12 protein-coding genes are annotated in these 14,657 nt (G+C 68.7%); 7 read left to right on the top strand and 5 right to left on the bottom strand.

Going from position 1 to position 14,657, the window contains the following annotated elements:
* Positions 1–47 precede the first annotated feature (47 nt).
* A complete protein-coding gene (locus ABVN73_RS18475; protein ID WP_353859725.1) occupies positions 48–485 on the top strand; it encodes a helix-turn-helix domain-containing protein in 438 nt (145 codons plus the stop codon).
* A 47-nt stretch (positions 486–532) separates the two neighbouring features.
* Here the strand turns inward: ABVN73_RS18475 and ABVN73_RS18470 are convergent, their stop codons facing one another.
* The 3 genes from ABVN73_RS18470 to ABVN73_RS18460 all read right to left on the bottom strand — a co-directional run bounded on the left by ABVN73_RS18470 (position 533) and on the right by ABVN73_RS18460 (position 3,641).
* On the bottom strand, positions 533–895 hold the full coding sequence (locus tag ABVN73_RS18470; RefSeq protein ID WP_353859724.1) for a hypothetical protein: 363 nt from the start codon (positions 893–895) through the stop codon (positions 533–535).
* Positions 896–1,403: 508 nt separating this feature from the next.
* The gene (locus ABVN73_RS18465; RefSeq protein ID WP_353859723.1) at positions 1,404–2,132 is read right to left on the bottom strand and encodes an amino acid racemase; all 729 of its coding nucleotides are present in this window, start codon (positions 2,130–2,132) and stop codon (positions 1,404–1,406) included.
* Positions 2,133–2,192: 60 nt separating this feature from the next.
* On the bottom strand, positions 2,193–3,641 hold the full coding sequence (locus ABVN73_RS18460; RefSeq protein WP_137116513.1) for a short-chain fatty acyl-CoA regulator family protein: 1,449 nt from the start codon (positions 3,639–3,641) through the stop codon (positions 2,193–2,195).
* 219 nt (positions 3,642–3,860) lie between these two features.
* On the opposite strand from ABVN73_RS18460, the gene ABVN73_RS18455 reads away from it, so the two are divergent.
* The 6 genes from ABVN73_RS18455 (at position 3,861) to ABVN73_RS18430 (ending at position 11,327) form a co-directional block, all read left to right on the top strand.
* Positions 3,861–5,393, top strand: a complete 1,533-nt coding sequence (locus tag ABVN73_RS18455; protein WP_353859722.1) for an acyl-CoA carboxylase subunit beta — start codon at positions 3,861–3,863, stop codon at positions 5,391–5,393.
* A gap of 23 nt (positions 5,394–5,416) precedes the next feature.
* A complete protein-coding gene (locus ABVN73_RS18450; RefSeq protein WP_353860822.1) occupies positions 5,417–7,417 on the top strand; it encodes an acetyl/propionyl/methylcrotonyl-CoA carboxylase subunit alpha in 2,001 nt (666 codons plus the stop codon).
* A gap of 38 nt (positions 7,418–7,455) precedes the next feature.
* Positions 7,456–8,049, top strand: coding sequence for a biotin transporter BioY (locus ABVN73_RS18445; RefSeq protein ID WP_353859721.1), 594 nt, complete (start codon positions 7,456–7,458; stop codon positions 8,047–8,049).
* A gap of 176 nt (positions 8,050–8,225) precedes the next feature.
* Positions 8,226–10,379, top strand: a complete 2,154-nt coding sequence (gene scpA / locus ABVN73_RS18440; protein ID WP_353859720.1) for a methylmalonyl-CoA mutase — start codon at positions 8,226–8,228, stop codon at positions 10,377–10,379.
* Between the two features lie 71 nt (positions 10,380–10,450).
* Positions 10,451–10,561 (top strand): type II toxin-antitoxin system CcdA family antitoxin, encoded by a 111-nt coding sequence (locus ABVN73_RS18435; RefSeq protein ID WP_353859719.1) that lies wholly within the window; start codon positions 10,451–10,453, stop codon positions 10,559–10,561.
* 73 nt (positions 10,562–10,634) lie between these two features.
* The gene (locus tag ABVN73_RS18430) at positions 10,635–11,327 is read left to right on the top strand and encodes a DUF2161 family putative PD-(D/E)XK-type phosphodiesterase (RefSeq protein ID WP_353859718.1); all 693 of its coding nucleotides are present in this window, start codon (positions 10,635–10,637) and stop codon (positions 11,325–11,327) included.
* A gap of 7 nt (positions 11,328–11,334) precedes the next feature.
* Here ABVN73_RS18430 and ABVN73_RS18425 read toward each other — a convergent pair whose 3' ends face one another.
* On the bottom strand, positions 11,335–12,714 hold the full coding sequence (locus ABVN73_RS18425) for a sigma-54 dependent transcriptional regulator (RefSeq protein WP_353859717.1): 1,380 nt from the start codon (positions 12,712–12,714) through the stop codon (positions 11,335–11,337).
* Complete coding sequence (locus ABVN73_RS18420) at positions 12,711–14,543, bottom strand: ATP-binding protein (protein ID WP_353859716.1); 1,833 nt, start codon at positions 14,541–14,543, stop codon at positions 12,711–12,713. Before ABVN73_RS18420 ends, ABVN73_RS18425 begins: the two co-directional genes overlap by 4 nt.
* Positions 14,544–14,657 lie beyond the last annotated feature (114 nt).

Genomic DNA, 14,657 nt, shown 5'->3' with positions numbered 1-14,657 from the left:
TCCGGGAATGTGTTGCGACGGAAAGAGCGTGCTATTAAGCTGTCCAGATGACAAGAACCGACGAAAAAGTAAGGTACTTACCGGAAGGTAAGCGTGCGTCCTACACGGCGCGGTCGGCGGCCCAGAGCGTGCAGAACGTGCTCCGGGTCCTGGAAGGCCGGTGGAAGCTCGTGATCCTGTTCCAGCTGTTCGGCGGTCAGGTGCGGCGCTTTTCCGATCTTGAGCGGGCCATCCCCGGCATTTCCCAGAAGATGCTGATCCAGCAGCTTCGCCAGCTCGAAAGCGACGGTGTGGTCGGGCGCATCGTTCATCATCAGGTTCCACCGAAGGTGGAGTATCACCTGACGGAATGGGGCCAGTCGCTGTGCCCGGCTCTTGACGCCCTGCTGATCTGGGCGGAGGGCGCGCCCGCCGGCCTTCGGTCGCAGCTCATCCAGGAGGGCCAGGAGGGCGACGCGCAAAAGCCGGAGGCCGACGCCCCATAGCCGGCGCCGGCCGCGGACGACGCCTCACCCGGCCGAAGCCTCCGCCGTCAGACGCTCGACGCCGTCCAAGCGGTGGCGCCGTGCTGGGCGGGGCGCTGGCCTTCCGTCGCCACGGCGCGGCTGACGACCTCTCCGTCGAGATTGACGAAATACGCCGCGGTGCGCGCGAGCTGCTCCGGTGCCAGGCCGTTGGCCCTCAGCTCCTCCCACATCGTCTCCATCTCATGCTCCGGCCGGCCGAGGTAGGAGTCGGTGATGCGGTCCATCAGCTTCTGCTGGTCGGCCGTCACATAGGGCATGTAGCCGCGGTCGTTGACGGGCAGCGCCAGCTGAAACGCCGGCGGGTCGGTTGTCCGGTTCCGGACGACCTTGTCCCGCTCGTTCCTGTACGCGGCAAGCTCCTGCTGCATGCGGTCGATCTCGCCGCTTCCGGTCGGCGCGGCCGAAGGCGCCGGTGGATCGGAGGCTTTTGCCGACAGCAGGTCCGAGAAGCTGGGCGCACCGGGGGATCGGCCGGCACCCGGCATCCGGCTCCGATCCGGGCTTCGATCCGGGACGGCGACTGGACCGGCGGGCGGATGACTTCCAAGGATTTGCACGTTTCCCTCCATCGCGGTTCGTGCCCTTGCGGTTCGTGGGCATTGTCGGTCATCGGGTGAACAGCAAAGGTTGTGCCACGCCTTGGCCGTGCCGGGAAAACCGCGATGAGCGTCCAGAGGGTTGCCCACAGGGAAGCGATAATGCGGATCTGCTCGATTTTTGCGTGATCCGACTTTGCCCATGGGCACATATTGCCCAACGGAGGGTTGCCGGGGAATGACGGCGCCCGGCGAAGCCTTGGCCTCATGTGCCGGCCGGGCTTCGGCCGCACGCGCGGCCGGGACCGCCGTCGCGGTCCAGAGCGGAATGCCTTCCGCTTCAGGCGCCCAGCGCGAAGGCCACCGCGGCGTCGGTGTGGAGCGCCGTCGTGTTGAACATGGGGAATTCCGGGCGGTCGGCCTGGTCGACGAGCAGGAAGATCTCCGTGCAGCCGAGGATCACCCCCTGCGCCCCGTCGGCGGCCAGCCGGTCGATGATCTCCAGGTAGCGGGCCTTGGACTCCGGACGCAGGTCGCGCCGCACCAGTTCGTCGAAGATGATGCGGTCCACGGCTTCCTTGTCGGGGTCCGACGGCACCATGATCTCGACCCCGAAACGCTCCGCGTAACGGCGGTGCAGGTCCTCGGAGCGCATCACCGGCATGGTGCCCAGCAGGGCGACCCGCGACAGGCCGGCGGCCCGCATCGCGGCACCGGTCGGGTCGGCGATGTGGATGAAGGGGGTGGCGCGCTCCGCCATGATCGGCTCGACCACGCGGTGCATGGTGTTCGACACGCACAGGATCACGTCGGCCCCGGCGCGTTCCAGCGCGTCGACCTTGCCGGACAGGTAGCGGTGCGCGGCGTCCCACTCGTTCCGGCGGACGAAATGCTCGATGTTGCCGAAATTGACGCTGACGATGACGATCTCGCCGTTGTCCCAGCCGCCGAAGCGGGCGTTCAGCCCCTCGTTCAGCAGGCGGTAATATTCGGCGGTGGCCTGGTTGCTCATGCCGCCGAGGACGCCGATGGTCTTCTGGGGCAGGGGCCGGGCGGTGGGCGTCGTCATGTCGTGATCCTGTCGGTTGGGCTGCGGATGATAGAGCGGCCGTGGCGGATCGCCAACCGTTCAGGCCTTCTCCACGGTCCGCCCCTCCTGGGTGAACAGGTAGGGGACGAAGCTGCGGTGGTGCTCGTCCACCGACAGCTGGCTGCCGATGGGCGGGAAGGCGCGCTGCTGGCAGTCGGTGCGCTCGCAGATGCGGCAGTTCACGCCGATGGGCACGGCGGCGGCCTCGTTGGAGGTGTCGATGCCGGCGGCGTAGACGATCTCGTTGGCGTGGGTCGCCTCGCAACCGAGCCCGACGGCGAACTGGCGCGACGGCTTGAGATAGGCGCCGCCGCGCTTGGTCACCGTGCGGGCGATGCCGATGTAGGTGGTGCGGTCGGGCATGGTGGCGAACTGCACCAGGATCTTGCCGGGCTGTGCGAAGGCTTCGTGCACGTTCCACAGCGGGCAGGCGCCGCCGAAGCGCGCGAAGTGGAAGCGTGTCGCCGAATGGCGTTTGGTGATGTTGCCGGCCATGTCCACCCGCACGAAGTAGAAGGGCAAGCCCCGCGCCCCCGGCCGCTGCAGGGTGGACAACCGGTGGCAGACCTGCTCGAAGCTGGCGCCGAAGCGGCTCTGCAACTGCTCCACGTCGTGGCGCAGCGCGCGGGCCTGGGCGGCAAAGGCGCGGTAGGGCAGGACCAGAGCCCCCGCGAAATAGTTGGCGAGCCCGACCCGGCAGATCGACTGCGCGTCCTCGCTGGAGAACTTGGCCTGGGCGACCAGGTCCTCGATGACGTCGCCGAAGCCGAGCAGGGCGATCTGGTGCGCCATGTGGAAGGCGCGGCTGGGGCCGTTCAGCAGGGCTGACAGGCGCAGCGTCCCGGTGCTGCCGTCGTAGCTGCGCATGGCGGTCTCGCCGTCGTCGGCGACGATCTTGACCCGCACGTCGTGCCGTCGCTTCAAATAGGCGGCCAGTTCGTTCAGCAGGGCGCCGGAGTGGATCTTCTCCGTGTCCCACAGCTTTTCCGCCGCCTCGTCCAGCGGGCCGATGTAGTTGTTGCAGTAGTGGAAATAGTCGCGGACCTCCTCGTAGGGGAACTGCGGCCCGGCGAAGGCGTCGCTCGGCTCCTGGTTCGACAGGCTGTCGGCCAGCGACTGCACCCGCTCGTGAAGCTTCTGGTAGGCCTGGTGCAGGCTCAGCACGCGGCGGGCCAGCTCCGGGCTGGAACCGACGGCGCTGCGCAGCTCGGCGTTGGTCAGCGGCGCCCCGGCGAACAGCGGGTCGGCCAGGGCCTCGCGCAGGTCGGCGACCAGACGGCTGTCCTCGTCCTCCACGAAGTTGGACAGGTCCACCTCGAACACGGCGGAGATCTTCAGCAGCACCGGCAGGGTCAGCGGGCGCTGGTTGTTCTCGATCTGGTTCAGGTAGCTCGGCGACAGGTCCAGCGTCTTGGCCAGCGCCGCCTGGGTCAGCCCGCGCTGCTCGCGCAGGCGGCGGAGCTTGTAGCCGAGGAAGAGCTTCTGCATGGACCCGCCTATCACCCGAAGATTATGTCGAAGTGCATATTCGCAAACTTGGCAAACCGCGCGCTGCGTTTGCAAAGATGTTCGCAACTTCGCACATTTTTCCCGTCCGGCCAATTGCCCTGTTGCAAATCTTGTGAATAATCCAGGCGTTCCGGTGAGGGGACCGCTGCCACAAGGTTCGCAAAGCCCTCCGCCGCTCGCCAAAGTGGGAAACGCCTGATGCAAGAAATTCTGGCCAAGTTGGACGCCATGCGCTCCGGTGCGCGGCTGGGCGGCGGCGAAAAGCGCGTCGCCGCGCAGCACGCCAAGGGCAAGCTGACCGCGCGGGAGCGCATCGAACTCTTCCTCGACGAAGGCTCGTTCGAGGAGTTCGACATGTTCGTGCAGCACCGCTGCAACGACTTCGGCATGGAAGGCCAGAAGGTTCCCGGCGACGGCGTGGTCACCGGTCACGGCACGGTGAACGGGCGCCTCGTCTTCGTCTTCAGCCAGGACTTCACCGTCTTCGGCGGCTCGCTGTCGGAAGCCCACGCCGAGAAGATCTGCAAGATCATGGATCAGGCGATGAAGGTCGGCGCGCCGGTCATCGGCCTGAACGATTCCGGCGGCGCCCGCATCCAGGAGGGCGTGGCCTCGCTCGGCGGCTACGCCGAGGTGTTCCAGCGCAACGTCAACGCCTCGGGCGTCATTCCGCAGATATCCCTGATCATGGGGCCGTGCGCCGGCGGCGCGGTCTACTCGCCGGCCATGACCGACTTCATCTTCATGGTGAAGGACAGCTCCTACATGTTCGTCACCGGCCCGGACGTGGTGAAGACGGTCACCCACGAGGTGGTGACGGCGGAGGAGCTGGGCGGGGCGATCACCCATTCCAGCAAGTCCGGCGTCGCCGACATGGCCTTCGAGAACGACGTCGAGGCGCTGCTCCAGCTCCGCCGCTTCATCGACTTCCTGCCGGCCTCCAACCGCGAGCGGGCGCCGGAGCGTCCCTGCACCGACCCGATCGACCGCGACGACCTGTCGCTCGACACGCTGGTGCCGGAGAACCCGAACAAGCCCTACGACATGAAGGAGCTGATCCTCAAGACGGTCGACGAGGGCGACTTCTTCGAGCTTCAGCCCGATTACGCAAAGAACATCATCATCGGCTTCGGCCGCATGAACGGCAGCACGGTCGGCATCGTCGCCAACCAGCCGATGGTTCTGGCCGGCTGCCTGGACATCGACAGCTCCAAGAAGGCCGCGCGCTTCGTGCGCTTCTGCGACGCCTTCGAGATTCCGATCCTCACCCTGGTGGACGTCCCCGGCTTCATGCCCGGCACCAGCCAGGAATACGGCGGCATCATCAAGCACGGCGCCAAGCTGCTGTTCGCCTACGCCGAGGCCACCGTGCCGAAGATCACCGTCATCACGCGCAAGGCCTACGGCGGCGCCTACGACGTGATGGCGTCCAAGCATCTGCGCGGCGACATCAACTACGCCTGGCCGTCGGCGGAGATCGCGGTGATGGGGCCGAAGGGCGCGGTGGAGATCATCTTCCGCGGCGACATCGGCGACACCGCCAAGATCGAGGCGCGCACCGAGGAATACCGGCAGAAGTTCGCCAACCCGTTCGTGGCGGCGTCGCGCGGCTACATCGACGACGTCATCATGCCGCACGGCACCCGCCGGCGCGTCATCAAGGCGCTGTCCATGCTGAAGAAGAAGCAGCTCCAGAACCCCTGGCGCAAGCACGACAACATCCCGCTCTGAAGGCGCGCCGCCCCATGACGACCCTGTTCTCAAAGATCCTGATCGCGAACCGCGGCGAGATCGCCTGCCGCGTCATCCGCACGGCGCGCCGCCTGGGCATCAAGACGGTCGCCGTCTATTCGGACGCCGACAAGAACGCCCTGCACGTCGAGATGGCCGACGAGGCCGTCCACATCGGCGCCGCCCCCTCGGCGCAGAGCTACCTGCTGATCGACCGCATCGTCGACGCCTGCAAGAAGACCGGCGCCCAGGCCGTCCATCCCGGCTACGGCTTCCTGTCGGAGAAGCGCGAGTTCCAGGAGGCGCTGGCCGCGGCCGGGATCGCCTTCATCGGCCCGGACGCCCACGCCATCCAGGCGATGGGCGACAAGATCGAGTCCAAGAAGCTGGCCAAGGCCGCGGGCGTCAGCACGGTGCCCGGCTATCTGGGAGTCATCGCCGACGACAGCGAGGCGGTGACCATCGCCCGCGACATTGGCTACCCGGTGATGATCAAGGCGTCGGCCGGCGGCGGCGGCAAGGGCATGCGCGTGGCCTGGAACGACGAGGAGGCCCGCGAAGGCTTCCGCTCGGCCCAGAACGAGGCGCGCTCCTCCTTCGCCGACGACCGCGTCTTCGTCGAGAAGTACATCCAGCAGCCGCGCCACATCGAGATCCAGGTGCTGGCGGACGGGCAGGGCACCGCCCTGTATCTGGGTGAGCGCGAATGCTCGATCCAGCGCCGCCACCAGAAGGTCATCGAGGAGGCGCCGTCGCCCTTCCTCGACGCCGCGACCCGCAAGGCGATGGGCGAGCAGGCCGTGGCGCTGGCCCGCGCCGTGGACTACAAGTCCGCCGGCACGGTCGAATTCATCGTGGACGCCGAGCGCAACTTCTACTTCCTGGAGATGAACACCCGTCTCCAGGTGGAGCATCCGGTTACCGAGCTGGTCACCGGCCTCGACCTCGTCGAGCTGATGATCCGCGTCGCGGCGGGCGAGAAGCTGACGCTTCGCCAGGAAGACATCCACCTGCACGGCTGGGCGATCGAGTCCCGCGTCTACGCCGAGGACCCGTTCCGCAACTTCCTGCCCTCCACCGGCCGGCTGACCCACTACCGTCCGCCGTCGGAGGACCCGCATGTCCGCGTGGACACCGGCGTCTACGAGGGCGGCGAGATCTCCATGTTCTACGACCCCATGATCGCCAAGCTGTGCAGCTGGGGGTCGACGCGCGACGCCGCCATCGCCCGCATGCGCGAGGCGCTGGACCAGTATTACATCCGCGGCGTCAGCCACAACATCCCGTTCCTCGCCTCGCTGATGGCCAACCCGCGCTTCGTCGAAGGCCGGCTGACCACCAATTTCATCGCCGAGGAATACCCAAACGGTTTCCACGCCTCCGACCTGCCGCCCGAAGACCCGGCGATCCTGATCGCCGTGGCCGCGGTGATCCACCGCTGCCTGAACGACCGCGACATCCATATCTCCGGCAAGATGCCGGGCAACAAGGTCCGGGTGCGCGACGACTGGGTCGTCGTGATGGACGGCGCGCAGCATCCGGTCCATGTCCGCCCGACGGACGGCAGCCCGCAGCGCATCGGCTACACCGTCGATTTCGAGGGCAGGCACCATGTGGTGTGGAGCGACTGGACGCTCGGCCAGCCGCTGTTCCGCGGCACGGTGAACGGCGCGCATGTCTGCGTGCAGGTGGACCGCGTCGGCGTCGGCTACCGCCTGTCCCACTCCGGCGCCCAAGCGCTGGTCAAGGTGCTGACGCCGAACGCGGCGCGGCTCGACGCGCTGATGCCGGTGAAGGCGCCGCCGGACATGTCGAAGTTCCTGCTGTCGCCGATGCCCGGCCTGCTCGTCTCGGTCGCCGTGACCGAGGGGCAGGAGGTCAAGGCCGGCGAGGTGCTGGCCGTGGTCGAGGCGATGAAGATGGAAAACATCCTGCGCGCGGCGCAGGATGGCACGGTGTCCAAGGTGCACGCGACGCCCGGCTCCAGCCTGGCGGTCGATCAGAAGATCCTGGAGTTCGCGTGAGCCAAGCGGGCTCCGACATATAGGGAAAGGTAAGGACGATGGCTTTCGCAAACACGCTTTCGCAGCGTGCCGCTTCGCTTCTCGAGACGGTCGCCCCGCGGGGCGGCCTGATCACCGCCGCCACCGCGGCGGTTCTGGGCAGCCTGCTGCTGGCCGCTTCGGCCAAGGTCCAGGTCCCGTTCTGGCCGGTGCCGATGACGATGCAGAGCATGGTCGTCATCCTGCTCGGCATGGCCTACGGCAGCCGCCTCGCCACGGCGACGGTCCTGCTGTACCTGCTGGAAGGCCTCGCCGGTCTGCCGGTCTTCGCCGGCCCGGCCGCCGGCCCGGCCTACATGGCCGGCCCGACCGCCGGCTACCTGCTGGGCTTCGTCCTGGCCGCCGGCGTCACCGGCTGGCTGGCCGAGCGCGGCTGGGACCGCAGCCCGCTCAAGGCCGTCGGCGCCTTGGCGATCGGTCACGCCCTGCTGTTCGTTCCGGGCGTCGCCTGGATGGCTGTCCTGTTCGGCGGCGAGAAGGCCGTCGCGCTGGGCCTGACGCCGTTCCTGGCCGCCACGGTCCTGAAGACCGCGCTGGGGGCCGCGATCATGCAGGCCGCCTGGAAGGTGGTCGCCCGCCGGTCGCAGGGCTGAGGGCAGGGGGCTCGCGCTTGCCCCCTCCCTAACCCTCCCCCGCTTTCGCGGGGGAGGGGAGTGATCTCCCTCCCTTGCGAAAGCGGGGGAGGGTCGGGGTGGGGGCAAGCGCCCTATCCAATTCATTGATCGTTGCAAATCATTCGAACCAAGAAGCCGTGTCGAGGAGACGTCCCATGAGCGAGTTCCCGAAGAAGACCCAGGCCGACTGGCAGAGCCTGGCCGCCAAGGACCTGGGCGCCAACGGGACGCTCGATGACCTCGTCTGGAAGACTCCGGAGGGGCTGGACGTCAAGGCCCTCTACACCGCCGACGATCTGGAAGGCCTGGAGCTGGACAGCCTGCCCGGCTTCCCGCCCTTCACCCGCGGCCCGCGCGCCACGATGTACGCGGTGAAGCCCTGGACCATCCGCCAGTACGCCGGCTTCTCGACCGCCGAGGAATCCAACGCCTTCTACAAGGCGAACCTGAAGGCCGGTCAGATGGGCCTGTCGGTCGCCTTCGACCTCGCCACCCACCGCGGCTACGACAGCGACCACCCGCGCGTGGTCGGCGACGTGGGCAAGGCCGGCGTCGCCATCGACAGCGTCGAGGACATGAAGATCCTCTTCGACGGCATCCCGCTCGACAAGATGTCGGTGTCGATGACCATGAACGGCGCGGTGCTGCCGATCCTCGCCAGCTACATCGTCGCCGCGGAGGAGCAGGGGGTCAGCCAGGACAAGCTGAGCGGGACCATCCAGAACGACATCCTCAAGGAGTTCATGGTCCGCAACACCTACATCTATCCGCCCGAACCCTCGATGCGGATCATCGCGGACATCATCGAGTACACGGCGCTGAACATGCCGAAGTTCAACTCGATCTCGATTTCCGGCTACCATATGCAGGAAGCCGGGGCGACCGCGGTGCAGGAGCTGGCCTTCACCATCGCTGACGGTCTCGAATACGTCCGCGCCGCCATGTCCAAGGGGCTGCCGGTCGACAAGTTCGCGCCACGCCTGTCCTTCTTCTTCTCCATCGGCATGAACTTCTTCATGGAGATCGCCAAGCTGCGCGCCGCGCGCCTGCTGTGGTCGACGCTGATGAAGCAGAAGTTCGACCCGAAGGACGCCCGCTCGCTGGCGCTGCGCACCCATTGCCAGACCTCCGGCGTCAGCCTGACCGAGCAGGACCCCTACAACAACGTCATCCGCACCACCATCGAGGCGATGGCCGCGGTGCTGGGCGGCACCCAGTCGCTGCACACCAACGCCTTCGACGAGGCGCTGGGCCTGCCGACCAAATTCTCCGCCCGCATCGCCCGCAACACCCAGCTCATCATCGCCGAGGAGTCGGGCGTCACCAACGTGGTCGATCCGCTGGGCGGCTCCTACTACATCGAGAATCTGACCCACAGCCTCGCCAATGCCGCGCTCGACCTCATCAACAAGGTCGAGGATCTGGGCGGCATGACCAAGGCGGTGGACAGCGGCATGCCCAAGCTGCTGATCGAGGAGGCCGCCGCCCGCCGGCAGGCCCGCGTCGACCGCGGCGAGGAGGTGATTGTCGGCGTCAACAAGTACCGTCCGGAGAACCCCGAGATGGTCGACGTGCTGGACATCGACAACACGGCGGTGCGCGAATCCCAGATCGCCCGCCTCAACCAGGTCCGCGCCAGCCGCGACGACGCCAAGTGCCGCGCCGCGCTGGAGGCCCTGACCAAGGCCGCCGTCGAGAAGTCCGGCAACCTGTTGGCCCTGGCGGTCGAGGCGACCCGCGCCCGCGCCACGGTCGGCGAGATCTCCGACGCTCTGGAGAAGGCCTTCACCCGCCATGTGGCGGTCATCCGCTCCGTCTCCGGCGTCTACGGCGCCGCGTATGAGGGCGACGAGGGCTTCAAGAAGATCCAGGAGGAGGTGTCCGCCTTCGCCGCCGAGGAGGGCCGCCGCCCGCGCATCCTCGTCGTGAAGATGGGCCAGGACGGCCACGACCGCGGCGCCAAGGTGATCGCCACCAGCTTCGCCGACATCGGCTTCGACGTGGACATCGGGCCGCTGTTCCAGACCCCGGACGAGGCCGCCCGTCAGGCCGTGGAGAACGACGTGCACGTCATCGGCGTGTCGTCCCAGGCCGCCGGTCACAAGACGCTGGTCCCGCAACTGGTCGAGGAGCTGCGCAAACAGGGCGCCGGCGACATCCTCGTCGTCTGCGGCGGCGTGATCCCGCCCCAGGACTACGACTACCTCTACAAGGCGGGGGCCGCCGCCATCTACGGCCCCGGCACCAACATCCCGAAGGCCGCCTCCGACATCCTGGCCATCCTGCGCAAGCAGAAGGCCGCGGCGTGATGTCGAGCGAGGGGCTGTCGCTCCCTCGCGCTCCCCAGCCAGGGGCCGATGTGGCCCTTGGAGTCCGGGATTTGACCGATGAGCAGCGGCGCTGGGCTGAGGAAAACCGCCCGGCGCTGATTGCTTATGATGAGTTCGTTGCGAAGCATGGTGTGTTCAGCGAAGGCAAGCGGCTATTCTGAAAGGCCTTACCGTCTTTCTCCGTTCTGTGGAGAAAGGGGGTGGGGTGGAGGCTCGCAGCGAAGGTTTCTTGCTTTGCCCATCACCGCCGAAACCGACCTCTACGCCCCCGTCAAGGCGTTCCTCGAAGCCCAGGGCTACGACGTGAAGGCCGAGATTCACGGCTGCGACCTCGTCGCGGTGCGTGGGGCCGAGCCGCCGCTGATCGTCGAGTTGAAGAAGCGCTTCACTCTGGAGCTGCTGCTTCAGGGGGTGGACCGGCTCGCCCTGACCGACACCGTCTACCTCGCCGTGCCGCAGCCGGGGCGCAAGGCCAGCGGCGCGTCTCCCCACGACAGCGGGGTGCGCAAGCTGTGCCGACGGCTGGGCGTCGGCTTGCTGATCGTCGACACCGGCCGGGCGGCGGGGCATGAGGTGGAGGTTCTGCTCGACCCCGTTCCCTACAGCCCGCGCAAGGACAAAACGCGCACCGCCCGCCTGCTGGGGGAGCACGCGCGGCGCCGCGGCGACCCCAACCGCGGCGGCTCCACCCGCGTGCCCATCGTTACCGCCTACCGCCAGGACGCGCTGCGCTGCGCCCGGCTGCTGGCCGCCGGGCCGCTGTCGCTGAAGGCGCTGCGCGCCGCCGGGGCGCCGAAGGACGCCGCGGCCATTCTCCAGCGCAACGTCTATGGCTGGTTCGAGCGCATCGCCAAGGGCACCTACGGGCTGAGCGCGGCCGGCGTGCAGGGGGTGGAGACCTTCGCCCACGCTCTGGCCGCGGAATGACGGCCCGTCACTCCACGAAGTCCTCGCGGCTGAGGCCATAGCGCTTCAGCTTGTCGTAGAAGGTCTTGCGGGGGATGTTCAGCGCCTCGATGGCGGCCTTCACGCTGCCTTTGCAACGGGCCAGCTCGCTTTCGATCAGGCTCTTCTCGAACAGGTCCACCTGCTCCGCCAGCGACAGGCCGCCGCCACCCGCGGCCATCGCCGGAGCGGTGCCGCCCACAGCGGACAGCGTGTCGTCCAGCCCAAGGACGAAGCGGTCGGCGGCGTTGCGCAGTTCGCGGACGTTGCCCGGCCAGTCGTGGGCCATCAGCCGCTGCACCTGAGCCGGGCTGGGCGCGCGGGGCTCGCGGTTGTAGCGGGCGGCGGCCTGCACGACGAAATGCTGGAACAGCAGCGGAATGTCGTCGCGGCGGTCGCGCAGCGGCGGGATGGTCACCACGACGACGTTGAGCCGGTAATAGAGGTCCTCGCGGAACTTGCCCTCGCTGGCCGCCTTGCGCAGGTCCACCTTGGTCGCGGCGACGACGCGCAGGTCCACGGGAATCAGCTCGTTCGAGCCGAGCGGCTCCACCACCCGCTCCTGGATCACGCGCAGCAGCTTGACCTGGAGCGACAGCGGCATGCTCTCGATCTCGTCGAGGAACAGGGTGCCGCCGCTGGCGTGCTCGATGCGCCCGACGCGGCGCTTGCCGGCCCCGGTGAAGGCCCCCGCCTCGTGGCCGAACAGCTCGCTTTCGAAGATCGCCTCGGGCATGGCGCCGCAGTTCAGGGCGACGAAGGGGTGCTTGCGCCGGTTGCTGCCGGCGTGGAGGGCGCGGGCGACCATCTCCTTGCCGGTGCCGGTCTCGCCCAGCACCAGCACGTCGGCGTCGGTGTCGGCCACCGCGGCGATGGCGGTGCGCAGCCGCTCGATCCCCGGCGTGCGCCCGACGATGGGCGAGGCCTCCCCGGCGGGCACCCCGGCCAGCTGGTCGCGCAGGCGCCGGTTCTCCAGCACCAGCCGGCGCTTCTCCACCGCGCGCCGCGTCACCTCGACCAGCCGGTCGGAGGGGAAGGGCTTTTCCAGGAAATCGTAGGCGCCGCGCCGCATCGCCTCCACCGCCATCGGCACGTCGCCATGGCCGGTGATCAGGATGACCGGCAGCTCGGGGTCCAGCGCCAGGGCGCGCTCCATCAGCTCCAGCCCGTCGATCTGCGGCATGCGCACGTCGGTGACCAGGGCGCCCGGCCAGTCGCGGCCGAGATGGCGCAGCGCGCGCTCCGCCCCGTCGCAGGCGGTGACGTCGAAGCCGGCCAGTTCCAGCGCCTGCTGCCCGGCGAGGCGGACGGACCGCTCGTCGTCCACGAAGAGGACGGAGCCGCCCGGGGCGATGCTGCCGGTCGTCATGTCTGGATATCCCTGCGCTTGAGGCGGATGGTGAAGAGGGCGCCGCCCTCCGGGTGGTTGGCGGCGGTCAGGCTGCCGCCGAAATCCTCGACGATGCCGTGGCTGATCGACAGGCCGAGGCCGAGCCCGTCGCCCGCCTCCTTGGTCGTGAAGAAGGGCACGAAGATGCGCGGTAGGTCGGCCTCCGCGATGCCGGGGCCGCTGTCGCGGACGGTCAGTACCGCCTCCTCCGCGCCCTCCGCGGCCAGGGCGATCCGGATATGGCGGCGGGGGGAGGCGCGCATGGCGTCGGCGGCGTTGCCGATCAGGTTGACCAGCACCTGCTGCAACCGCACGTCCTCGCCGGTGACCAGCAGGGGGCCGGGTGGCAGATCGGTGTCCACCGTCACGGACTCGCGCCGCAGGCGGGCCTCCAGCAGGGCCAGCGCCTGCCCGACGGCGGCGGCGGCGGAGATCGCGCCGAGCGTGCCCGAGGCGCGCCGGGCGATGCCCTTCAGGCTGCGGGTGATGGCGGCCATGCGGTCGGTCAGGTCGGCGATCTCCGCCAGATTGTCGCGCACCGAATCCGGCCGTCCGCGCTCCAGCAGCACCACTGCGTTGTCGGCGAAGCTGCGGATGGCGGCGAGCGGCTGGTTGATCTCGTGCGCCATGGCCGCCGACATCTGGCCGAGCGCCGCCAGCTTGGCCGCCTGGGTCAGCTCGTTCTCGGTGGCCCGCAACTCCGCCGTGGCGGCGGCCACGCGGCGCTCCAGCTCGGCCCGCGCCTCCTCCTGCATGGCAAGCCGCTCCACGAGGTTCAGGCGGCGCTGGGCCAGCGCGTGGCCGGTCAGGGCGGTCAGCGCCACCACCGCGGCGGCGAGCAGGCCGGCCTGCTGGGCGCGGGTGGCGACCGGGGCGAGGCTGGTCAGGGCGTGGATCGTCCAGTCGCCGCCGGGCACCGCGGCCGATTGCAGGAGGTACCGCCGCTCCGCGTCGCCTTCCCGCAGGGTGATGCGGTCGGAGGCCCCGCCGAAGGCCCAGGGCAGGGTGGGGATCTCCTCGGTCGTTGGGACCGTCGCCGCGGGCAGCGTGACCGGGAGGCGGCGGGGCAGGGCGTTGTAGCGCCAGCCCTCCACGTTGGTGATGAAGACGACGCCGTCGCGGTCGGAGACCAGAACCTTCTCCTGGCCGTGCGACCAGGCGCGTTCCAGCGCCTGGAAGCCGACCTTCAGGACCACGACGCCGGCCCCCCGGTCGCCCGCCCGGCCGTCTGTGCGGTTTTCCGCCACCACCCGCTGCGCCGTGTAGTAGCCGGGGACGAGCGAGGTGGTGCCGAGCGCGAAATGATGCCCCTCCCCCTGCTCCATGGCCGACTGGAAATAGGGGCGGTAGCTGAAATTCTGCCCGACGAAGCTGGGCGAGGCGTTCCAGTTGCTGGCCGCGACGGTGGTGCCGGCCGCGTTCATCACATAGAGGGCCGACGCCTTCAGCGTCGCCGCGATGGCTTCCAGCTTGCGGTTCAGGTGATCCACCCGCTCCGGGCTGGGGTCGCGCAGCAGGTCGGCGACCTCGCGGTCGTGGGCGAGCACCATCGGCACGGCGGCGTGCCGCTCCAGCTCCGTGCGCAGGTTGGATTCGTACAGCGACAGCTGCGCCGCCCCCTGTTCGCGCAGGGATTCGCCGGCGTTGTCCGCCGCCAGGCCCGCCGCCACCGCCGCGGCCAGCGGCATGCCGACGACCAGCACGGCCAGCATCACCCGCCGCGGACGGGCGAACAGGGCGGGCAGCCGCCGGGCAATCCAGTCGCGGCTTTGCGAAAATGTCCAGCGGGTGGGGACGATCCTAACCAACGGTCCTCGTTTCATGTTGCATCGCAACAAGAGGTCTCGATGTGCGGATTTTCGCACATGGATTCCGCCCGTGTCGTGCGGATTCTGACCCACGCGTTTCGTCGGAGCGCTGCG

This window comes from Azospirillum formosense (assembly GCF_040500525.1).
Lineage (GTDB): Bacteria > Pseudomonadota > Alphaproteobacteria > Azospirillales > Azospirillaceae > Azospirillum > Azospirillum formosense_A.
This window is presented reverse-complemented; position numbering and strand designations above follow the sequence as displayed.

What these genes read in the sequence shown, in the direction of transcription:
- ABVN73_RS18475 (WP_353859725.1), top strand. Translation starts at nt 48, where the DNA reads ATGACAAGAACCGACGAAAAAGTAAGGTACTTACCGGAAGGTAAGCGT.
- ABVN73_RS18470 (WP_353859724.1), bottom strand. Translation starts at nt 895, where the DNA reads ATGCAGCAGGAGCTTGCCGCGTACAGGAACGAGCGGGACAAGGTCGTC.
- ABVN73_RS18465 (WP_353859723.1), bottom strand. Translation starts at nt 2,132, where the DNA reads ATGACGACGCCCACCGCCCGGCCCCTGCCCCAGAAGACCATCGGCGTC.
- ABVN73_RS18460 (WP_137116513.1), bottom strand. Translation starts at nt 3,641, where the DNA reads ATGCAGAAGCTCTTCCTCGGCTACAAGCTCCGCCGCCTGCGCGAGCAG.
- ABVN73_RS18455 (WP_353859722.1), top strand. Translation starts at nt 3,861, where the DNA reads ATGCAAGAAATTCTGGCCAAGTTGGACGCCATGCGCTCCGGTGCGCGG.
- ABVN73_RS18445 (WP_353859721.1), top strand. Translation starts at nt 7,456, where the DNA reads ATGGCTTTCGCAAACACGCTTTCGCAGCGTGCCGCTTCGCTTCTCGAG.
- scpA (WP_353859720.1), top strand. Translation starts at nt 8,226, where the DNA reads ATGAGCGAGTTCCCGAAGAAGACCCAGGCCGACTGGCAGAGCCTGGCC.
- ABVN73_RS18425 (WP_353859717.1), bottom strand. Translation starts at nt 12,714, where the DNA reads ATGACGACCGGCAGCATCGCCCCGGGCGGCTCCGTCCTCTTCGTGGAC.